At 30.1% G+C, this 19,795-nt stretch carries 23 protein-coding genes; 3 read left to right on the top strand and 20 right to left on the bottom strand.

The genetic code is table 11. The annotated features are described in order from the left end of the window. Positions 1-39: 39 nt before the first annotated feature. From kdsB to G6N05_RS03920, 4 genes are all read right to left on the bottom strand, one after another. Positions 40-768: a 3-deoxy-manno-octulosonate cytidylyltransferase gene (gene kdsB / locus G6N05_RS03935; protein ID WP_166125244.1), complete on the bottom strand. Its 729-nt coding sequence runs from the start codon at positions 766-768 to the stop codon at positions 40-42. A 40-nt stretch (positions 769-808) separates the two neighbouring features. Then, positions 809-1,306 carry a GNAT family N-acetyltransferase gene (locus G6N05_RS03930; RefSeq protein WP_166125243.1) on the bottom strand — a complete coding sequence of 166 codons (498 nt, stop codon included), beginning with the start codon at positions 1,304-1,306 and terminating at the stop codon, positions 809-811. Next, positions 1,296-1,655: a hypothetical protein gene (locus G6N05_RS03925; RefSeq protein WP_166125242.1), complete on the bottom strand. Its 360-nt coding sequence runs from the start codon at positions 1,653-1,655 to the stop codon at positions 1,296-1,298. Before G6N05_RS03925 ends, G6N05_RS03930 begins: the two co-directional genes overlap by 11 nt. A 203-nt stretch (positions 1,656-1,858) precedes the next feature. Continuing rightward, positions 1,859-3,277 carry an ATP-dependent DNA helicase gene (locus G6N05_RS03920; RefSeq protein WP_166125241.1) on the bottom strand — a complete coding sequence of 473 codons (1,419 nt, stop codon included), beginning with the start codon at positions 3,275-3,277 and terminating at the stop codon, positions 1,859-1,861. A gap of 107 nt (positions 3,278-3,384) precedes the next feature. Here G6N05_RS03920 and G6N05_RS03915 point away from each other — a divergent pair, with 107 nt between their 5' ends. Further along, on the top strand, positions 3,385-4,188 hold the full coding sequence (locus G6N05_RS03915; protein WP_205729729.1) for a DUF3822 family protein: 804 nt from the start codon (positions 3,385-3,387) through the stop codon (positions 4,186-4,188). Next, complete coding sequence (gene rsmD / locus G6N05_RS03910) at positions 4,185-4,790, top strand: 16S rRNA (guanine(966)-N(2))-methyltransferase RsmD (protein WP_166125240.1); 606 nt, start codon at positions 4,185-4,187, stop codon at positions 4,788-4,790. Before G6N05_RS03915 ends, rsmD begins: the two co-directional genes overlap by 4 nt. 84 nt (positions 4,791-4,874) lie before the next feature. Here the strand turns inward: rsmD and G6N05_RS03905 are convergent, their stop codons facing one another. The 12 genes from G6N05_RS03905 to G6N05_RS03850 all read right to left on the bottom strand — a co-directional run bounded on the left by G6N05_RS03905 (position 4,875) and on the right by G6N05_RS03850 (position 12,853). Next, positions 4,875-5,381 (bottom strand): CAP domain-containing protein, encoded by a 507-nt coding sequence (locus tag G6N05_RS03905; RefSeq protein WP_166125239.1) that lies wholly within the window; start codon positions 5,379-5,381, stop codon positions 4,875-4,877. A gap of 198 nt (positions 5,382-5,579) precedes the next feature. Continuing rightward, positions 5,580-6,221, bottom strand: a complete 642-nt coding sequence (gene pdxH / locus G6N05_RS03900; RefSeq protein WP_166125238.1) for a pyridoxamine 5'-phosphate oxidase — start codon at positions 6,219-6,221, stop codon at positions 5,580-5,582. A 102-nt stretch (positions 6,222-6,323) separates the two neighbouring features. Further along, positions 6,324-6,926, bottom strand: a complete 603-nt coding sequence (locus G6N05_RS03895) for a hypothetical protein (RefSeq protein ID WP_166125237.1) — start codon at positions 6,924-6,926, stop codon at positions 6,324-6,326. Between the two features lie 11 nt (positions 6,927-6,937). Continuing rightward, positions 6,938-7,843, bottom strand: a complete 906-nt coding sequence (locus G6N05_RS03890) for a ribonuclease Z (RefSeq protein ID WP_166125236.1) — start codon at positions 7,841-7,843, stop codon at positions 6,938-6,940. 6 nt (positions 7,844-7,849) lie between these two features. Then, positions 7,850-8,035: a hypothetical protein gene (locus G6N05_RS03885; protein ID WP_166125235.1), complete on the bottom strand. Its 186-nt coding sequence runs from the start codon at positions 8,033-8,035 to the stop codon at positions 7,850-7,852. A 10-nt stretch (positions 8,036-8,045) separates the two neighbouring features. Next, complete coding sequence (locus tag G6N05_RS03880; RefSeq protein ID WP_166125234.1) at positions 8,046-8,378, bottom strand: ribonuclease Z; 333 nt, start codon at positions 8,376-8,378, stop codon at positions 8,046-8,048. 82 nt (positions 8,379-8,460) lie between these two features. After that, a complete protein-coding gene (locus tag G6N05_RS03875) occupies positions 8,461-9,390 on the bottom strand; it encodes an aspartate carbamoyltransferase catalytic subunit (protein WP_166125233.1) in 930 nt (309 codons plus the stop codon). Positions 9,391-9,443: 53 nt separating this feature from the next. Beyond that, entirely contained in the window at positions 9,444-9,986 is a 543-nt protein-coding gene (gene pyrR, locus G6N05_RS03870; RefSeq protein WP_166125232.1) for a bifunctional pyr operon transcriptional regulator/uracil phosphoribosyltransferase PyrR, read from the bottom strand. 78 nt (positions 9,987-10,064) lie between these two features. Then, positions 10,065-10,646, bottom strand: a complete 582-nt coding sequence (locus G6N05_RS03865; RefSeq protein ID WP_166125231.1) for a Maf-like protein — start codon at positions 10,644-10,646, stop codon at positions 10,065-10,067. A gap of 1 nt (position 10,647) precedes the next feature. Beyond that, positions 10,648-11,562 (bottom strand): geranylgeranylglycerol-phosphate geranylgeranyltransferase, encoded by a 915-nt coding sequence (locus tag G6N05_RS03860; RefSeq protein ID WP_166125230.1) that lies wholly within the window; start codon positions 11,560-11,562, stop codon positions 10,648-10,650. A gap of 30 nt (positions 11,563-11,592) precedes the next feature. Beyond that, complete coding sequence (locus tag G6N05_RS03855; RefSeq protein WP_166125229.1) at positions 11,593-12,120, bottom strand: KdsC family phosphatase; 528 nt, start codon at positions 12,118-12,120, stop codon at positions 11,593-11,595. Continuing rightward, positions 12,104-12,853 carry a Rossmann-like and DUF2520 domain-containing protein gene (locus G6N05_RS03850; RefSeq protein ID WP_166125439.1) on the bottom strand — a complete coding sequence of 250 codons (750 nt, stop codon included), beginning with the start codon at positions 12,851-12,853 and terminating at the stop codon, positions 12,104-12,106. Before G6N05_RS03850 ends, G6N05_RS03855 begins: the two co-directional genes overlap by 17 nt. A 150-nt stretch (positions 12,854-13,003) precedes the next feature. On the opposite strand from G6N05_RS03850, the gene yaaA reads away from it, so the two are divergent. Further along, positions 13,004-13,762, top strand: coding sequence for a peroxide stress protein YaaA (gene yaaA / locus G6N05_RS03845; protein ID WP_166125228.1), 759 nt, complete (start codon positions 13,004-13,006; stop codon positions 13,760-13,762). A gap of 74 nt (positions 13,763-13,836) precedes the next feature. On the opposite strand, the gene G6N05_RS03840 is transcribed toward yaaA, so the two are convergent. The 4 genes from G6N05_RS03840 to G6N05_RS03825 all read right to left on the bottom strand — a co-directional run bounded on the left by G6N05_RS03840 (position 13,837) and on the right by G6N05_RS03825 (position 19,756). Continuing rightward, positions 13,837-16,872 carry a choice-of-anchor I family protein gene (locus tag G6N05_RS03840; protein ID WP_166125227.1) on the bottom strand — a complete coding sequence of 1,012 codons (3,036 nt, stop codon included), beginning with the start codon at positions 16,870-16,872 and terminating at the stop codon, positions 13,837-13,839. A 174-nt stretch (positions 16,873-17,046) separates the two neighbouring features. Next, positions 17,047-17,811 (bottom strand): tryptophan synthase subunit alpha, encoded by a 765-nt coding sequence (trpA, locus tag G6N05_RS03835; RefSeq protein WP_166125226.1) that lies wholly within the window; start codon positions 17,809-17,811, stop codon positions 17,047-17,049. 123 nt (positions 17,812-17,934) lie between these two features. After that, positions 17,935-19,119 carry a tryptophan synthase subunit beta gene (gene trpB / locus G6N05_RS03830; protein WP_166125225.1) on the bottom strand — a complete coding sequence of 395 codons (1,185 nt, stop codon included), beginning with the start codon at positions 19,117-19,119 and terminating at the stop codon, positions 17,935-17,937. Then, a complete protein-coding gene (locus tag G6N05_RS03825; protein ID WP_166125224.1) occupies positions 19,106-19,756 on the bottom strand; it encodes a phosphoribosylanthranilate isomerase in 651 nt (216 codons plus the stop codon). Before G6N05_RS03825 ends, trpB begins: the two co-directional genes overlap by 14 nt. Positions 19,757-19,795 lie beyond the last annotated feature (39 nt).

Here is a 19,795-nt window from a genome sequence, read left to right as displayed (position 1 = left end):
CTTGGAAATACAAGGCTTTTTTTTATGTATGTAAAGATATTATTTAATCAATAACCTCGCTTTTTCTAAATCTTCCAACGTATCAATTCCAATACTTGCGTGAGATGTTTCTATCATTTTAATACGTTTCCCATATTCTAAATAGCGTAATTGTTCAAGTTTTTCTGAAGCTTCCAAAGAAAGCATTGGTAAATTAGCAAAATCTAATAAAGCTTGCTTTCTAAAGGCATAAATTCCAATATGCTTCATATAACGCACACCAACATTTTCTTCACGAGGAAACGGAATTACAGAACGCGAAAAATATAAAGCAAAACCTTGTTGATCTGTAATCACTTTTACATTATTCGGATTTTCAATTTCCGATTTATCTTTAATTTCAAACATTAACGATGCCAAGTCAATTTTCTTTTCCACATCTTGTTTGAAGGCTTCAATAATTTGTTCTAATGGCGGTTTATTGATAAAAGGTTCGTCACCTTGAACGTTAATGATAATATCAGCGTCAATTTTTTCTACAGCTTCAGCAATTCTGTCACTTCCACTTTCGTGTTCTTTGATACTCATAATCGCTTTTCCGTTGTTCGAAATAATTTCGTTATAAATTAAATCAGAATCGGTTACCACAAATACATCATCAAATAAATTTGTAGACATTGCAGCTTCATAAGTTCTTAAAATAACCGTTTTTCCACCTAAATCTTGCATTAATTTAGCAGGAAATCGTGTAGAAGCATAACGCGCAGGAATTACAGCAATTATTTTCATTTTTTTGTCATTGCGAGGAACGAAGCAATCTCAAAATCCCTCAATTAATAATTATTTTTTCAAAAGTAAAAAGTTTTTCATCATTTGTATCTTCATTTAAAATAAAATCAAGTTTATTTAATAATTTGATAGAATCAACATTCTTTTTAAAAACTTTTGCTTCTAATTTATTAAATTTTTGAGTTTTCAAATAATTCATAAAACCATTTAAAGTTTCAATTGCGAAACCTTGCTTCCAATGGTTTTTCCCTAAAGAATAGCCTATTTTACAAATTTCTGAATCTTTATTTTCAGTAAAATATAAAATAGTACCAATTAATTCATTTGTTTCTTTTTTTACAATTGCAAATCTAAATTTCAAACCTAATTTACAATCTGTATTGGATTGCTTTATCATTTCTATTGCTTCAGAAAGATTCTCAAATGGTTTATTTGCTCTGTATTGCATAGACTCTTTATCTGAATAAATTTCAAACATAGATTCTGAATCACTTTCTTCTAAATTTCGAATAAATAATCTTTTAGTTTCAAAAACCATATCTAATTAATTTTTGATTTTCTTTAGATAAAGAGTCTACACCTAACTCAAGTTTAATGATATTTATTAATTCTCTATAATTATTAAAATAAGTTTCAAAATTTGACTCCAAATTAGCTGAATTTTTATTTTCTAACTCATTCAATAAAAAATTAATAGTATTTAATGTATCACTTGATTTTTCTAATATTTTATTTGAGCTAATATGAATATTTGAAAACATAACTTCAAAAGTTTTCTCAATTTTTAATTTTGTTTCCTGAATATCAACTTTTTGATTGTTTTTTAATTTACTTAAATCTGAATGTAAATTATAAAACTCATTTGTAAGTTTTGATATAAAATTCATTTGCTCTTTATATAAACTTTCCCTTAAAGAGTTTTTTCTGTTTTTATTTGCTATATAAATTGTAAAAACACTTATAATAAATGTAGAAAATATTCCGAATAAGTAGAAAAAATCTTTTAAATTTTCTGGTTTTATTTGACAACAAATATTCATTTTTTATATTTTAAATTAGGAAATTATTTTCAATTAACGATTTTATAAAATTACTCAAAATTTTCATCTTTAAACCCTATTAAATATAACTTTTCTTTAGCACGAGTAATCGCAGTATATAACCAACGAATGTAATCTCTATCTACTCCATTTGGTAAATACGGTTTTTCTACAAACACACTACTCCATTGCCCACCTTGCGATTTATGACACGTTATCGCATAAGAAAACTTGACTTGTAACGCATTGAAATACGGATTGCTTTTAACTTTTAAAAGGCGTTTGTATTTATGACTTTCGTCTTCATAATCTTTAGAAACTTCCTGGTATAATAAGTTCGATTCTTCATAAGTTAAAGATGCCGATTCACTTTCGATTGTATTTAAAAGTAAAACCGTTTCAAACGAAGCTTCATTTGGATAATCAATCATTCGAATCGTAACATTCGCAAATTTAAATCCGTATAATTCTTGAATATTTCTAATTTTTAGGACTTCAATAATATCTCCATTGGCAATAAAACCAGCTTGTGAAGTGTCGTTCAACCAAAAATAATTGTTTTTTACAACCATTAGTAAATCGCCAGCCGATAAATCGCTTTCTTTTCCTAAAATACGTTGTCTAATTTGTTGGTTGTATTGATTGGCTCTTTTGTTCGAACGCACAATAAAAGCTGTATCTTCCGTAGAATAATTTCTGTACGATTGATGAATGGCGTCTTCAATATCAAAACCATCTTCTAATCGGACAATATCTTTAAATCGTTTCAAACTGAATTTGAAATCATCAATAAAATGTGATTTTAGTAATTCTCGTAATTCTGTTGCATTGTACAAAATCCCAGAATTTTCAGCTTGTCGCATGACTTCATCTAATTCAATATGAACGATTTCTTTATCATAATTCACATTTAAAGAATGAATATCCAAAGCAGGACTAATTTCTGAATTGATTGGTGGCAACTGCGCCGTATCTCCAACTAAAATTAGTTTGCAATTTTGTCCAGCATCCACATAAAACAACAAATCATCTAATAATGAACCGTTTTCATACAAACTCGTTTCGTTAGATTGATCTGAAATCATGGACGATTCATCCACAATGAAAATCGTATCTTTAAATTTATTGGCTTGCATGACAAATCCAACACCGCCATTTTTATTCTTTTTCGGAAAATAAATACGTTTGTGAATAGTAAAAGCTGGTTTATCAGAATAGGCCGACATCACTTTTGCTGCACGACCCGTTGGCGCTAACATCACTGCTTTTTTATTGGCTGTATTTAATTGATTTACTAAAGTAGAAATTACAGTTGTTTTTCCAGTTCCAGCGTATCCTTTTAATACAAATAAATCGTCTTTGGAATGTAAAATGTAACCTGCGATTTTTTGAAAGAAAATATCCTGATTTGCGGTAGGCTCAAAAGGAAAATTATCCATTAAAACTCTGTAAAATTGCGTTGGCGACATTCATTTTTATTTAAGAACACCAAATATAGCAAGGTTTTTAAATATAATTTCATTTGAAGGTTTTTAATTCTCTCAAAAAATGTAAATTTGTCAATCAAATAGAAAACATGAATCAGGATATTACTCAAAAAACATATAAAAAGTTATGCTTTGAGGTTGCAACTAGTAACCTTTCTTTTTGTGTTATTGATTTGATTTCGAATAAAATAATTACGCATAAATCGTATGCTTTTAATCAGAATAATGTATTAGAAGAAGAATTTTGGAAGATATTTGTAGAAAACCCAATTTTAGAAGAAAAGTATGATGATGTGATAGTTTTGCACAATTCTAACTTAAATACTTTTGTGCCTTCTTCCCTATTTGATCCGAATTATTTAGGAAGTTATTTGCAATATAATTCCAAAGTTTTTGAAACCGATTATTTTGCTTACGATTATTTAGATACCTACGATTTAAACAATGTTTTTATTCCATATACGAATATAAACAACTATTTATTAGATCATTACGATACCTTCGATTATAAGAATTGCAATTCGATATTCGTAAAAAAAGCATTAGATTTTTCTAAAAATAACGATGCAAAACAAGTTTGGGTACATTTTCAAAAGGATCGATTTGAAATTGTGGTGACCAAAAACAAACATTTATTATTGTTTAATACATTTATTTACAAAACGTTAGAAGATTTCATTTATTATTTATTGTTCACTTATGAGCAATTGCAATTGAATCCGGAAATAGTTCCAGTTCAGTTTGTAGGCGATATTTCGGAAGAAAGTGATTCTTTTAAAATAGCTTATAAATACATAAGAAATTGTAGTTTGTTAGATGTATCGCACTTAAAAACAGCCTTTAATGTGGATGAAAAAGACCTATTAAAGCACTTTATTTTATTTCACTCATGAGAATAATATCAGGAAAATATAAAGGAAGAAGATTACAAGCACCTAAAAATTTGCCTGTAAGACCAACCACCGACATGGCCAAAGAAGCTTTGTTTAACATTTTGAACAACCATTTTAATTTTGGTGAACTTAAAATTTTAGACTTGTTTTCTGGAACTGGAAATATTGCTTACGAATTTGCTTCTCGTGGCGCTACTCCTTTAGTAGCTGTTGATGCAGATATGGGTTGTGTGAATTTCATCAGAAAAATTTCAAATGAATTTGATTTTGATATTACGCCTATTAAAAGTGATGTGTTTACTTTTTTACAAAAACACAAAGGATGTTATGATATTATTTTTGCTGATCCACCGTATCATTTAGATCAAAAAGATTTTGAAAAAATTCCGACTTTAATTTTCGAAAATGAAATTTTAGACGAAGAAGGAATGTTGATAATTGAACATTCTAAAGATACGAAATTAGAACATTTAGATAATTTTTCATTCGCCAGAACTTACGGCGGTACAACTTTTACTTTCTTCGAATTAGTAAGCGATGAAGATGAAGAAGATACTATCACAAAAGACGATGAGGAAGACGACGAATCTGAATCTGAATAAAACAAAAAAAATCCCAACAAATTAATGTTGGGATTTTTTACATTATAACTAAAAACTAAACAATTAAAACTAAATGTTTATCAATTATTTTCGGATAAACATCAAAGTATAATATTTTTTACCTGCAGCATCAGCTTTTACAGCTAAGCCAAAGTGTGTATGTGACGTACTTTCTAAATTTGCTTTGTGAGTTGTACTAGCTTTCCAAGCAGCTAATACAGATGCTGGTGTACTAAAACCTGAAGCAACATTTTCACTTACTAAAATAGCTCCAACGCCACTTTTTAAAGAAGCAGATCTTTGTTCAAAATTGTCATGACTTGCAGCACCTTGAGTAATCATATAATCATCGTGTGTAGAAGCAACATAAGAAATTTCACTTATAATAGTTAAAGTATTTAAACCTTTACTAGCTCTATCTTGATTTACTAAATCTAATACTTCTAATTCGAAAGCAGAGTGTGTATATTTATTTAATGCAATTGACGACTGCGTAGTGTTAGTTTCTGAAGCATCTTCACTTGAGCAAGACATTAAAGAAATAGAAAAACATAAAACTACTAAACTTCTTAAAAACATCATTTTTTTCATAATTATCGATTAAGTGATTGATTTACAGGACAAATGTACATCTTTTCTGTTTAACTGCAAATAAAATCGACGAAATACACTAAATTTTAACATTTTAAATCGTTAAACATCAATTAGTTACGTGTTTTGTAAGTAAAAACGTAAAAAAATCCTAAGTGTGGTACTTAGGATTTGTGTATTTTTATATGTATTTGAATATCAAGGAGATAATCTTTCAATTTTCCAGCTAAAATCTTCGTTTAGTTTATATCTAATTCTATCATGTAATCGGTTGGCTCTTCCTTGCCAAAATTCTACTTCAACAGGTTTGACTAAAAAACCACCCCAATTTTCTGGTCGGATAATTTCTGAACCTTCCGTTTCTTTTTCTAAAGCTTTTAATTTATCATCTAAATATTCTCTAGAAGGAATTACTTCACTTTGATTAGAAACTATTGCACCTAACTTACTTCCTTCTGGACGAGAATCGAAATAATTATCAGAAATGATCTTCTCTGTTTTTTCTGCTACTCCTTTAATAATAACTTGACGTTCTAATAATGGCCAAAAGAAAGATAAACAGATATTTGGGTTTTGTTGTATTGCTTTTCCTTTTTCAGAATTGTAATTGGTGTAGAAAATAAAACCTTCTTCATTAAATTTTTTAAGGAGCACTACTCTACTTTTCGGAAATCCGTCTAAACCAATAGAAGAAACCGTCATAGCATTTACTTCACCATCTTCTTGTTCTTCTGCTTCATAAAACCATTTATGAAACAATTGAATCGCATCATCTGGAATTGTGTTTTCTAACAATTCGCTCTTTTCGTATGATTTTCTATAATCTGATAAGTCTTTCATAATATATCCGCGAAGTCACAAAGTCGCGAAGGCTTTTTTTAATTTCTAAATAAACATCTTATAATAAATGCAACTAGTTTTGCTAAAAAGGTTTCAATTTTTTTAATTCTTATTTTTGATTTCTGGTTTATTAATAATTGTTGAAATTGTTCCAATAGTGCTAATTTCAATGGTTTTATTTGATTTAATATAAAAATAATATTGACTGTTTGAACCTAAAATATGACATTTAATAGTAGTTCCATTACTTAGTGTCAAAACATCTTCATATTGTAACGTATTTTTAGCTAACTGTTCAGAAATTTTTTTGCCATGAAAAATACCAAAACCTATAAAATACCCAACATAAACGGATGCAAGTAAAGCTATTAATAAAGATGTGTATTTTTCTTCTTTAACTTCTTCTGAATAGGAATTAAAATTTTTATCATTTGTGAAATAATATGCCCATTTCTTATGACTATGTTTTTTTAACAAAGTAATTAAATAAAATACTAACAAAGTATATAAAACACAAAATGTAAAAGCGGCTATATTTGATGTTAATTCTGCAATTGGACTCAATATTACATCAGTTATAGACGAGTATTCCATTATATTAATTCCTACTTGAGAATAATAAATGGTTTCTTTAAATATTCCTAAAACAATTAAAAATAAATAGGCTAATGGTAATAATTGTGAAGTTTTCTCTAAATTTTTCATTTCTAAATCTTTTAAAACTCAAATTCTAAACCATCATCGGCTAATAAAACATTTTCAAATATTTCTTTAGCTTCTGTTCTGAATAATTCAATATTTCCGTAACGTGTAGAATAATGACCTAATAATAAGTTTTTTACATCTGCTAATTTAGCAATATTTGCAGCTTGTTTAGCAGTCGTATGCATAGTTTTTTCAGCTAAATGACTTTCGCTTTCTAAAAATGTACTTTCGTGATATAAAACGGTAACGTTCTTAATTATTGGAATAATTTCTTCATTATATATAGTGTCTGAACAAAAAGCATAACTTTTTGCGACTTCTGGATCGAAAGATAATTCGGCATTCGGAATGATTCTACCATCATCTAAAGTGATATCGCCACCGTATTTAATTTTATTATAATATACTTTTTCGATTTCGTAATTTAAAATAGCGTCAATATTCAGTTTTCGCTCTTTGTTTTTTTCTTCAAACAAATAACCGTTGGTGTAAACTCTATGTTTTAGTGGAATTGTAGTCACTTTTACTTTTTCATCTTCGTAAATTACTTCACTTTCTTTCGAAGTTAATTCATGGAAAAATAAATTATAAGATGTGTAAGCATTTCCTAGTTTTAGTAGTAATAAAATGGCTTCTTTAATACCTTTTGGACCATAAACATGTAAATCTTTTTCTCTACCTAATAACATAAAAGTAGATATTAAGCCTATTAATCCGAAGAAATGATCGCCGTGTAAGTGTGAAATAAAAATATGTTCAATTTGAGAGAACTTAATTTTATGTTTTCGAAGTTGTACTTGAGTTCCTTCGCCACAATCTATTAAGAACATGTGACTTTTTATTTCTAAAACTTGAGAAGTAGGATTAGTAATTGTTCTTGGAGTTGCGGCATAACAGCCTAATATCTTGACTTTCAAAGCAGGTTATTGCAATTTTTGTTTCTTGTTTTCGTTGTAGATGTTCATAGTAAAAAGAAGAATCAATAAAATGTTTGAGATGATTCTAAACCATTCAATTTTATTTTCTTGATAAGAAATGATGCCGTTTAATACTAATAAAATAATTGCTAATAGTAGGAAAAACAGGTTGAATTTAGCTCTTGTTGTCATAATGAATAAATTAAAAACCTAAATCGCGTTCAATTTCTTCCATTTCAATAATATCATGTGCTTCTAGTAAAGAAGGAACGGTATTTATTGAAGTCGGCACTTTATTAAAATCAATATCTTCTGCTACAACCACAAAAGATTTTTTATTATTTTTATGTGTTTTAGCTAAATCAGAAAATTGCTTTAAACAACTCATATTAAATGATTTATCATGTGTAACATCAATAATTAAATTAACTGATTTATACGAATTGTATTGCGTAGTTAGTTTTTCTAAAAACGCTTCAAAACTACTTTCCGTATCTTTAATTGTTGTGGTATGACCTTTTTGTTCTACTTTCATATTTGAAAAGTTTATGAGTTTAAATTGTTAAAAGTTTAAAAGGTTTTGAGTGAATTTGTTTCTTCCTACTTCCAACTCTAAATTAATTCTGAATCTTACTAGCTAATAAATAAATTACCGCCATTCTCACTGCTACTCCATTTTCAACCTGATCTAAAATAACCGAATGCTGTCCATCTGCCACATCTGAAGTAATTTCGACTCCACGATTAATTGGTCCGGGATGCATTACTACAATTTCTTTATTCAGATTGTTTAATATTTCATTCGTTAATCCGAATTGTTGCGTGTATTCACGTGTATTTGGAAAATAACTTACGTCTAATCTTTCATTTTGAACGCGTAACATATTGGCTACATCGCACCATTCTAGGGCTTTTATCAAATTTGGTTCGTACGTAACTCCTAGTGAATTGATGTATTGTGGAATTAGTGTTTTTGGTCCGCAAACTTTCACTTCAGCACCTTGCATTTGTAAGGCGAAAATGTTAGAAAGCGCTACTCTACTGTGTAAAATATCACCAACTATGACAATTTTTTTACCAGCAACTTCGCCTAATTTTTCTCTAATTGTGTAACTATCTAATAAAGCTTGTGTTGGATGTTCGTGTGCGCCATCACCAGCATTTACAATACTTGCCTTTACATGTTGCGACAAAAAATGAGCGGCTCCTGGAGAACTATGTCGCATTACCACCATATCCACTTTCATAGCTAAAATATTATTTACCGTATCAATTAGCGTTTCTCCTTTTTTAACTGATGATTGTGCGGAAGAAAAACTCATGACGTCTGCTGAAAGTCGTTTTTGAGCTAATTCGAAAGATAATTTTGTTCTTGTACTGTTTTCAAAAAAGATATTGGCAATGGTAATATCTCGTAATGAAGGTACTTTTTTTATGGGACGATTAATTACTTCTTTAAACTGATCGGCAGTTTCAAGAATTAAATTGATATCGTTCTTTGTTATATATTTTATTCCGAGTAAATGATTGACGCTTAATTCCTTCATTTTAGTTGTTGTGTTGTTTTCTTTATATAATTATGACAAGTCTCGACTTGTCACTACGATTTTACTTCTATATAAACGGCATCTTCACCGTCTTTTTCTAACCATTTTACTAGAACTTTTTCGTTGTTAATGGCGTCTACTTGTCGGCCTCGATAATCGGGTTGAATAGGTAAATCGCGACTAAAACGTCTGTCAATTAAGGTTAAAAGTTCAATAGATTTTGGTCTTCCAAACGATTGAATAGCAGTTAATGCGGCACGAATACTTCTTCCAGTATACAAAACATCATCAATGAAAACTACATTTTTATCTTCTACTAAAAAATCTATTTGTGTTTGATTGGCTTCGAAAGGTTTTTCACTTCTTCGGAAATCATCTCTAAAGAAAGTTATGTCTAATAAGCCTAGTTTTAAATCGGAAATTTGATATTCGTCTTTTAAAATTTCAGTTAATCTTTTGGCTAAAAATGCACCTCTTGGTTGAATTCCGATAAGTATAGTATTAGAAAAATCGAGATGTTTTTCGATTAATTGACAGGCCAATCGATGTAAGATGATATTGACTTCTTTAGTATTGAGCAATATTTTTTGACTCATGTTTTTGTGTGTTGTGTTTACAAAAGTAAGTAAAATTTAGTTCAAAGAAAATAGTTGAAAGAAAAAGACTTCTAAAAACTATAACTTCATCATTTCTTCATATAATCTGTGCGTTGGCAAGCCTACTACATTCGCATAACTTCCTTCGATTTTTGTTATGGCAACCAAACCAATCCATTCCTGAATTCCGTACGAACCCGCTTTATCAAAAGGTTTATAATTATTCAGATAATATTTAATTTCATCTGAAGATAATGCTGTAAAAGTCACCAAAGTTTCTTCATAAAAAACTACTTCTTTATCTATAGTTTTAAGACAAACTGAAGTGATTACTTTGTGAGTGGTTCCAGACATTTCTGTAAGCATTTCAAAAGCATCATCATAATCTTTTGGTTTACCTAAGGCTTTGTTATTTAACCAAACAATCGTATCAGATGTGATTAAAATATCGTTTTCTTCTAAATCCGATACAAATGCTGAAGCTTTTAATTTCGCTAAAAAATTAGTAATTTCTTCTGCTTGTAAATGCTTTGGATAAATTTCTTCAATATCTTTTAATTGAATTTCGAAATCTACATCTAATTCTTTTAAAAATTGTTGTCTTCTTGGCGAACCAGAAGCTAAAATAATACGATGTTTATTGAATTTTTCGTTTAACATATTAATTTCCAATTAAAACGATTGCAGTTAATGAAAAAATAGTGGTTAACATGATGATTTTTATTAGTTTACTAATGAAACTAAAGTCTGCTTTTTCTTTAGCTGTAATCGTTTTAAAAATTACAAATAGAGTTGGAAGCATCATTAAAATAACGAAATAACCTATTACATATGGCATATGCATGATGTTGTTATAAATGAAATAACAAGCATATCCAATAAAACCTAATAAAGTAAAAATGGTTATAATTTTACTAACTAGAATTCCGAAATACGATGCTACAGTTGTAATTTCAAAAGCTTTATCACCTTCAATATCTTCAATAGTTTTGATAATTTCTCTAGCGAAATGCAATAGAAAAGCCAAAACAGCATAATCAATAATTACTGATAAAATGCTGAACATTTCGTTTCTATTGAAATCGAAAATGAATGGAAAAATAGTAAATAAACCGACAACTAAAATACTAGAAGCGGCTAATGCTGCAATTACAAGATTTCCGACAAGTGGAATTTGTTTTAAACCATTAGAATACACATATAATAACGCAGAACAAATTACGAAAACAGCTGCAATTGCTGGTTTATTAACAGTTCTGCTTAAATAAAAACCTAAGCCAACTCCAATTACATTTAAGGCAAAATATAAATTGTAAGCGTTTTTTTCTGAAATATGTGTGCCAATATAAACCTTATTTGGTTTGTTGATTGTATCCACATCTACATCGTAAATATCATTAATAATATAACCACCAGCAGCGATTGAAAGGGTTGCAATAATTAATAAAAAGTATTTCCAATCTGATAAGGCTTGTAAAATATCAGCTTGATTTAAAAAAGTATATTTAATAACAAGTAGCATTAAAGCAATCATTAATAAGTTTTCTATACGTACAAGTTTTAAGTAGTATTTCATTTTAATTTTATGTGAATTATATATTGTTTATTAAAAAAACTTGGCGTCAAAATCGTCCATCCATTTTCCCTGAACTTTCATAACTTGCTCAATTACATCACGAACCGCACCTTTTCCACCATTTACATGTGAAATGTATTTGCTGATTCCTTTAATTTCTTGAACAGCATCTTGCGGACACGTTGGTAAACCGACTTTTTGCATCACTAAATAATCTGGAATATCGTCACCCATGTATAGAATTTCTTCAGGTTTTAGTTGATAGGCATCGCAAATTTCATAAAACTTTTCCACTTTATCTGGAGCAGCTAAATAAATATCTTTGATTCCTAAATTTTGTAAGCGAATACGAACACCTTCATTACTTCCACCAGAAATAATACAAACCGGATACCCTTTATCTACTGCGGCTTTCATAGCGTAACCATCCTTAATATTCATTTGACGAAGCAATTGCCCGTCTTCCGAAATATGTACGGTTCCGTCTGTTAAAACGCCATCAATATCAAAGATAAACGCTTTAATATCATTCATTAATTCTTTATAACTTTTCGACATTTTGTATAGATTTTGTCAGGATTTTATATATTTCTTTTTGATTTTCATTAGTTAGAAAATCGATATGTTTTTCAATGGTTTTAGTGTCATTTCTCAAAGCCGGACCAGTTTGTGCTTCTTTAGGTGAAAGTGATTTTATTTTCTTTGCAGTTTCTTCTATTAACGGCTGTAAAATCTCAAATGGAATGTTGTTTTCTTTGCAGATATCATTTCCGATTTGATACAAATGATTCGTGAAATTACACACAAAAACAGCGGAAACATGTAGCGCTTTTCTTTGTTTTCCATCAATTTTAGTGACAGAATTTGAGATTGAACGCCCTAATTTTTCTAAAACTTCATAATCAGATGGATTTTCAGTTTCCAAACAAATCGGAATTTCCTTAAAATCGACAGCTTTATTCTTAGAAAATGTTTGTAATGGATAAAAAACGCCTCTTTTGTTTTTCGCGTCAAGCATATCAAAATCTGTACTTCCAGAAGTATGAACCACTAACCTATTTTCAAATTGTAATTGATTAGAAACACTTGCTATGGCATTGTCAGAAATGCAAATGATATAAATATCAGCTTTTAAAATTTCAGTAAAATCAGAAGTTTGAATACTTTCAGGAAAATCTTTTGAAATAGTTCTAGAGAAAACCTGTACCACTTCTACTTCAGTTGCTTTAGAAAAAGCCTGAAATAAATGTGTTGCCACGTTTCCCGAACCTAAAAGAATTACTTTTATCATGTGGCGAAGATAATCAATCGCAATGGCAATCGCAATATCAATTTTCAATTTTTAAAACGCAGTATTCTTTAAAGTTTTATAAAAATTCTTAAACCTTAGTTATAGAAAACTCGTATATAAATATTAATTTTGAAAAAAATCTACCGAAAAATGAAAATCGTTATATCACCAGCCAAATCTTTAAATTTAGATAAAGAACTTCCAACACAATTACATACAGAATCTTCGTTTTTAAAACTAGCAGAAACCATTCAGAAAACCTTAAAAAAGTTGAAGCCAAAACAGTTGATGGAATTAATGCATATTTCTGAAAAATTAGGGGATTTAAATTGGCAACGTAATCAAGATTGGCAAACACCTTTTACAAATGAAAACGCCAGACCAGCAGTTTTTACTTTTGATGGCGAAGTGTATACAGGTTTAGATGTATATTCGCTACCAATAGAAAAATTAGACGTTTTACAAGATAAATTACGTATACTTTCAGGTTTATATGGTTTATTAAAACCTTTAGATTTAATGCAAGCGTATCGATTAGAAATGGGAACTTCCATAAAAATTGGAACCAAAAAAAACTTATACGAATTTTGGAAAAAAACAATTACTGATGCTCTAAATTCAGAATTAGAAAATGACGAATTATTTGTAAACTTAGCCAGCAACGAATATTTTTCAGCGGTTGATGTAAAGAAGTTAAAAGTCCCAGTTATTACACCAGAATTTAAAGATTATAAAGATGGAAAATTGAAGATGATTTCATTCTTTGCAAAAAAAGCGCGCGGTATGATGGTTCGTTTTATTATAGATACAAACGCTGAAACAATTGAAGATTTAAAAGGTTTCAACTATGAAGGTTATGCTTTTGATAGCAATTTATCGGAAGGAAATAAATTGGTTTTTACGAGATAAATAGTATTCTAAAATTTAGAAATAAAAAACCTCTAACTTTTGCTAGAGGTTTTTCTATTTTATGGAGTACTTAATTAGTTTACAATTAGTTTTTGTACAATTCCTTCACTAGTTTTTACTAAGTAAATTCCTTTTGAAAGTTTGCTTGTATTGATTGTAAAAGCTTCTTTTTCTCCGCTTATTTTCTTTCCTGAAATATCAAATAATTCGTAATCAGCCACTCTATTGAAATATACGATTCCGTTTTCAGATGGATTTGGAAAAATAGCAAATGTTTTAACTTCTGTATTGAAATCTGAAGCTGATAAAAGATTGGTATCTACTTCAAAAACGGTAATAGTTCCACTGATTTCATTCGCTACTAAAACATAACCTTTTCCATTTGGACTATTTTCTGGTTTAATGTATGTAATTCCTTCTGGACCGTTATCTCCTGAATATGCAGAAGTACTTCTACTGTTTTTATAATCTACAAAAGTCACATCATTTGGATCTGTAATGTTATAAACCATAACTCCACCTACTCTTTCTAATGAAATAAAAGCAAAAGTTTCCGTTCCGATTTGAGCAATAGTTACACCTTCTGGTTCCGGACCTTTAGCACGACTTCTTCCTTTTGAAATATTATCACTGTGATCTGCATTATATATTGAAGCTAAATTGGCAGCCGTATATCTTTCAAAATCGTCACCACTATCAAATACAATTTGTTTGGTTGTGGCATTAAAAATTGAAAAGGAACGCGAACCAACAGCATTAATCGTTTCAAAATCTGCATCAGCATCTGTGTTTCCGCTTAAATTAGAAACTCTAAAACGTCCCATATTGTATGATTGTTTTAAAACTGATGCATTTGGATAAATAGCTGGATCTAAAGTATAAGCTGCTGCTCCAACTGTTGTTCTTTCAACAAAACCAGTATATTCTTTTTCATCACCTTCATTAGCTGTAACTAAATAAGTTGTTCCACCGATTGTATAATTGGCAACAGCATCAGGCATATAAAAAGCTTGAATCGGCCAGTTAGCGATTAATACTTGTCCGTTGTTATCAGAAATATCCATTCCGTTTCCTGGAAGACTCACATCTTTTGTTCCTAAAGCCCAAATATCTGTAAAAGCTGTAGTGGCTAAATTGATTTCTACAACGGCATTATTTTCTTGAAGTGTCACCCAAGCTTTTTGAGAATCAGCACTTATAGTAATATATTCTGGTTCAAAATCTTGAGATAAAGTACTTGTCGCTTTTAATTTTCTTACTCCTGAAGCGATTAAAGTAGCTTCTTGAGAATTATAAGCTGTAAACAATAAAGTTGTAACGTTTGTTTGACTTAATGCAGGAATTCCTCCAGAAATATCTATTACACTTACAGAACCTTCTGGATCAATTGAATAATTGGCGTTTGGTTGTCCTTCGTTAGCTGTCATTACTTTTGTTCCATCTGGTGAAAACGTAATCATATCTGGTAAAGCACCCACTGTAACTTGCTTTAAAAACACACCATTAGTATCGAAAAACACAACCGAACCATCTAATGTTTCATCCGTATTTGGAGAAGCTACAGCTACAATTCCGTTTTTAACAGCTACTGAAGTTACTCCTCCATAACTATTCATATCAACAGAAGTTACAACTGTTGGAGCTGCTGGATTTGAAAAATTGATTATATCTAAAAAACCTGCGATGGCACTAGTTGTGAATAAACGTTGAGATGCTGAATCGTGTACTACAATTTCACAAGTACTTGTACTAGCACCTGATGGGTCAAAACTTCCGATATAATTTAATTCAATTTCTTGCGAAGGAATTGGCGCCACATCATCATTATCAATAATATAAATCGTTGCAAATGAATTTCCAGAAATTGTTACTCCAACTGGATTTTCTAAACTTAAAACAAAATATTCTGCTTGTTGTTCAATTAAAGCATCATCTACAATTGGAATTGTTATTGTTTGAGTTAATGCACTTGAACTTGTGAAGTTTAAAGTTTGTGTAGTTAAAACAATATCTGAAGCATTAGCCGTACTAAAAGGACTAGATTTCACTACTAAATCTACTGAAGAAGTAGCTGGACTCGTTAAATTAATCACAAAAGAAAGCGTTGCTCCTTCATTAGTTTTAATAAAGTTTGAAGCAAAAGCCACACTTGGATTTCCTGTTGTAAATGTTGCAGATTGTGTTGTTGAAACGGCATTATTACTTAAATCTTCAATTGTATTTGGTAATAAAGCCACATAATATTGTTGACCGTTATTTAAAATTGAAGCTGGAATTATTGTAATTGTATTTCCAGAAACTGTAGCGTCAAAAGGTACTAATGCACCGGAAGCATTATTTAAACGCAATTCTACTAAAGCATCAACATTTGTATTTGTTATGGCGCTATTATCAATTAAACGAATGGCTTCATTGAAACTAATAGTTGGATTTATAGTTGTCGCCACATTTGTCGCAGCATTTACTGGTAAAATTGTAGTAATTGGTGCTGTTGTATCTCCTCCACTTACTGTGTTTCCTTCTAAAGTAAAATTATCGAATCTATTGTTACCTTGTGTTCCACCAGCACCTTGTGAAAATTCTACTTTCAATTTAAAATTGGCATTATTATTTGCACCAGAAATTGCTGTAAAATCTAAAGTTGCTAAAGCTGGATCTCCATTATTAGGAGTTACAGTTGTAAAAGCCACATAACTTGTTCCATTTAATGAATACGACCAAGATTGTGTTCCTGCTCCAGTATTCGAACGACGAGTTGCAAACTTCACCACAATATTTTCATAACCTGAAGTTGGTAAAGCAAATTCTAAAGCCCCACCAATTGGATCATTAAAACGTAAATGCGTTCCTGAAGCATCACTGTTTCTAGCATTTAAATTTAAAACATTAAAGTTTTGATTTATTCCACCAACAAAATCTATTACACTAGCTCCACCTGCAATAGCAACTAAATTTGCACCACCAACAGTTTGCGTTGGAGTTGTGATTGTTGTCACTGAAGCATTGTTATTAAAGTTCCAATAATGAACTAAATTTTGTCCCCAAGTAAAAGACGTTACCATTACTAAACACAGTAATAATTGATTTTTTGTTAGATAATTTTTTGACATCGTTATGTAGTTTTTTAATTGCTACAAAATTCAGTGTCGTACATTAAAATAGTATCATTCTATAAACAAAAAAATGTAAAATTCTACGTATTTATCTATACATAACATTATTAATTTGGTTTGTTTTGACAAGAAACTGGTCTGTTTTATTACCTAAAGATTAATTAAATGTTTTTAGTTTCTAATCCTTTGAACAAATTCTCCAATTTTATCAATAGCATTATTTGTAATAAATTTTATAAAAGCACTTCCAATAATTGCTCCTTTTTGATATGAAGTAGCTTGCTCAAAAGTTTCCTTATTATTAATTCCAAACCCTATAATTTGTGGATTTTTTAAATTTAGATTCGAAATACGTTCAAAATAGTTCATTTGTTCCGTTCCAAAACCAGATTGACTCCCAGTAACTGCTGCTGAACTCACCATATAAATAAAACTATCAGAAACCGAATCGATTTGTAAAATGCGTTCGTTTGTAGTTTGTGGAGTAATTAAAAACACATTTTTTAAGTTGTATTTTTCGAAAATAGCTTGATATTCAGAAAGATATTCTTCTAAAGGTAAATCCGGAATAATTAAACCATCAATACCAATTTCATTACATTGTTGACAGAATTTTTCCACTCCAAATTGCATCATCGGATTAAAATACCCCATAATTATCAATGGAATTTCTACCGTTTTACGATTGTCTTTCAACTGTTCGAAAAGCAATTTAGTTGTCATTCCATTTTCAATAGCTTGAGTAGAACTTTCTTGAATAGTTGGTCCGTCTGCCAATGGATCTGAAAAAGGCAAACCAATTTCTATCATATCTACGCCATTTTTTTCTAATTCTTGAATAATTGAAACGGTGTCATTTAAATTTGGATATCCTGCTGTAAAATATATAGAAAGTAATTTTTTGTTTTCTTGTACTTTTTGATTGATTCTGTTCATGGTTTATGTTTTTTAACCGCAAAGACGCTAGGATTTGCGCAATGCTCGCAAAGATTAATCAAAGCTTAAAAAATCGTTGCGAACTTTGCGATTTTCTTTGCGAACCTTGCGGTTATATTTTTTTTAAAAGTTAAAATAATTAATGTATGTATTCAAATCTTTATCGCCACGTCCAGATAAATTAATCACCACAATATCAGTCGGTTTGAATTGTTTTTTATCTAATACAGCAAAAGCATGAGCGGTTTCAATAGCTGGAATAATACCTTCCATTTTAGAAATTTCTAATCCAGAATTCATAGCATCTTCATCTGTAATGGCAATGAATTCGGCACGACCAGTATCATTTAAATGTGCGTGAAGTGGTCCAACACCTGGGTAATCTAATCCTGCAGAAATAGAATACGGTTCTGTAATTTGTCCGTCTTCAGTTTGCATTAATAAAGTACGACTTCCATGAATAATTCCGATTTTTCCTAAAACGGATGTCGCTGCACTTTCTCCAGAATCTACGCCATGTCCAGCTGCTTCAACTGCAATTAAACCAACTTGTTTGTCATCTAAAAATTCGTAAAAAGCACCAGCCGCATTACTTCCACCTCCAACACAAGCAATCACATAATTTGGATATTCTGTACCTTCTTGAGTTAGTAATTGCGATTTGATTTCCTTTGAAATAATACTTTGAAATTTTGCTACCATATCTGGATAAGGATGTGGCCCAACCACTGAACCAATAATATAAAACGTATCGGTTGGGTTGTTAATCCAATCACGAATGGCTTCATTTGTGGCGTCTTTTAAGGTTTTTGAACCTGAAGTTGCCGGACGAACTTCTGCGCCAAGCATTTTCATTCGTGCTACATTTGGTGCTTGTCTTTCAATGTCAACTTCGCCCATATAAACGATACATTCCATACCCATTAAAGCACAAACAGTTGCGGTTGCTACACCATGTTGCCCTGCTCCTGTTTCAGCTATAATTCGAGTTTTTCCTAAACGTTTGGCTAAGATAATTTGACCTACAGTATTGTTGACTTTATGCGCACCAGTATGACATAAATCTTCTCTTTTTAAGTAGATTTTGGTATTGTATTTTTCGGATAATCGTTTGGCAAAATATAGCGGTGTTGGTCGGCCTACATATTGTTCTAACAAATACATATATTCTTCTTGAAAGCTAGGCTCTGCAATGATAGAAAGATATTGAGTACGCAATTCTTCTACATTTGGATATAACATTTCTGGAATAAATGCTCCGCCAAATTTTCCGTAAAATCCTTTTTCTGAAACTTTAAACTGACTCATATAGTTGTGTTTTAAATTGTTGTAATTGTTTTTTGTTTTTTAATCCGGCTTCTATTTCAAATTGACTGTTCACATCTAAAGCAAAACAATATTTTGAAGCTGGTGTTTTTAAAAATTCTTGAATGCTTTCAATATCTTCTAATCCAATGCCTCCACTTAAGAAATAAGGTTTTTCTAAATGATAGTTGTCTAGAATTTGCCAATTGAATTTCGTTCCGTTTCCGCCAGGTAATTTCCCTTTCGTATCGAATAGAAAATAATCAACGATTTGGAAATTAGTAAGGCGTTGAAAATCAAAAGAATCATCAACCGAAAAAGCTTTTAATATTTTTGTATTTAACTGATTGTGATTAAGTTGGTTTATTAATTCTAAACAATAACTTTCACTTTCATTTCCATGTAATTGAATATAATTTAAATTATACTTTTGAATGATTTGAATGATTTTATCTTGTCTTTCATTAACAAAAACACCCACTTTTTTTATAGAATCTGGTAACGAAACAATTGAATTTTCTGTATAATTTCTAGCCGAATTTTCATAGAAAATAAAGCCTAAAAAATCAGGTTCTAAAAGAGCTATTTCCTGAATATTTTCTGGAAATTTCATGCCACATATTTTAAGTTTAACTTTCATTTTTTTTATTTTTAGAACACAGATTGGAGAAATTTCTAA

This window comes from Flavobacterium bernardetii (genome assembly GCF_011305415.1).
Lineage (GTDB): Bacteria > Bacteroidota > Bacteroidia > Flavobacteriales > Flavobacteriaceae > Flavobacterium > Flavobacterium bernardetii.
This window is presented reverse-complemented; position numbering and strand designations above follow the sequence as displayed.

Excerpts from the sequence above, each read along its gene's own strand:
- kdsB (WP_166125244.1), bottom strand. The coding sequence starts at position 768 with ATGAAAATAATTGCTGTAATTCCTGCGCGTTATGCTTCTACACGATTT.
- G6N05_RS03930 (WP_166125243.1), bottom strand. The coding sequence starts at position 1,306 with ATGGTTTTTGAAACTAAAAGATTATTTATTCGAAATTTAGAAGAAAGT.
- G6N05_RS03925 (WP_166125242.1), bottom strand. The coding sequence starts at position 1,655 with ATGAATTTTATATCAAAACTTACAAATGAGTTTTATAATTTACATTCA.
- G6N05_RS03920 (WP_166125241.1), bottom strand. The coding sequence starts at position 3,277 with ATGTCGCCAACGCAATTTTACAGAGTTTTAATGGATAATTTTCCTTTT.
- G6N05_RS03915 (WP_205729729.1), top strand. The coding sequence starts at position 3,385 with ATGAATCAGGATATTACTCAAAAAACATATAAAAAGTTATGCTTTGAG.
- rsmD (WP_166125240.1), top strand. The coding sequence starts at position 4,185 with ATGAGAATAATATCAGGAAAATATAAAGGAAGAAGATTACAAGCACCT.
- G6N05_RS03905 (WP_166125239.1), bottom strand. The coding sequence starts at position 5,381 with ATGAAAAAAATGATGTTTTTAAGAAGTTTAGTAGTTTTATGTTTTTCT.
- pdxH (WP_166125238.1), bottom strand. The coding sequence starts at position 6,221 with ATGAAAGACTTATCAGATTATAGAAAATCATACGAAAAGAGCGAATTG.
- G6N05_RS03895 (WP_166125237.1), bottom strand. The coding sequence starts at position 6,926 with ATGAAAAATTTAGAGAAAACTTCACAATTATTACCATTAGCCTATTTA.
- G6N05_RS03885 (WP_166125235.1), bottom strand. The coding sequence starts at position 8,035 with ATGACAACAAGAGCTAAATTCAACCTGTTTTTCCTACTATTAGCAATT.
- G6N05_RS03880 (WP_166125234.1), bottom strand. The coding sequence starts at position 8,378 with ATGAAAGTAGAACAAAAAGGTCATACCACAACAATTAAAGATACGGAA.
- G6N05_RS03875 (WP_166125233.1), bottom strand. The coding sequence starts at position 9,390 with ATGAAGGAATTAAGCGTCAATCATTTACTCGGAATAAAATATATAACA.
- pyrR (WP_166125232.1), bottom strand. The coding sequence starts at position 9,986 with ATGAGTCAAAAAATATTGCTCAATACTAAAGAAGTCAATATCATCTTA.
- G6N05_RS03865 (WP_166125231.1), bottom strand. The coding sequence starts at position 10,646 with ATGTTAAACGAAAAATTCAATAAACATCGTATTATTTTAGCTTCTGGT.
- G6N05_RS03860 (WP_166125230.1), bottom strand. The coding sequence starts at position 11,562 with ATGAAATACTACTTAAAACTTGTACGTATAGAAAACTTATTAATGATT.
- G6N05_RS03855 (WP_166125229.1), bottom strand. The coding sequence starts at position 12,120 with ATGTCGAAAAGTTATAAAGAATTAATGAATGATATTAAAGCGTTTATC.
- G6N05_RS03850 (WP_166125439.1), bottom strand. The coding sequence starts at position 12,853 with ATGATAAAAGTAATTCTTTTAGGTTCGGGAAACGTGGCAACACATTTA.
- yaaA (WP_166125228.1), top strand. The coding sequence starts at position 13,004 with ATGAAAATCGTTATATCACCAGCCAAATCTTTAAATTTAGATAAAGAA.
- G6N05_RS03840 (WP_166125227.1), bottom strand. The coding sequence starts at position 16,872 with ATGTCAAAAAATTATCTAACAAAAAATCAATTATTACTGTGTTTAGTA.
- trpA (WP_166125226.1), bottom strand. The coding sequence starts at position 17,811 with ATGAACAGAATCAATCAAAAAGTACAAGAAAACAAAAAATTACTTTCT.
- trpB (WP_166125225.1), bottom strand. The coding sequence starts at position 19,119 with ATGAGTCAGTTTAAAGTTTCAGAAAAAGGATTTTACGGAAAATTTGGC.
- G6N05_RS03825 (WP_166125224.1), bottom strand. The coding sequence starts at position 19,756 with ATGAAAGTTAAACTTAAAATATGTGGCATGAAATTTCCAGAAAATATT.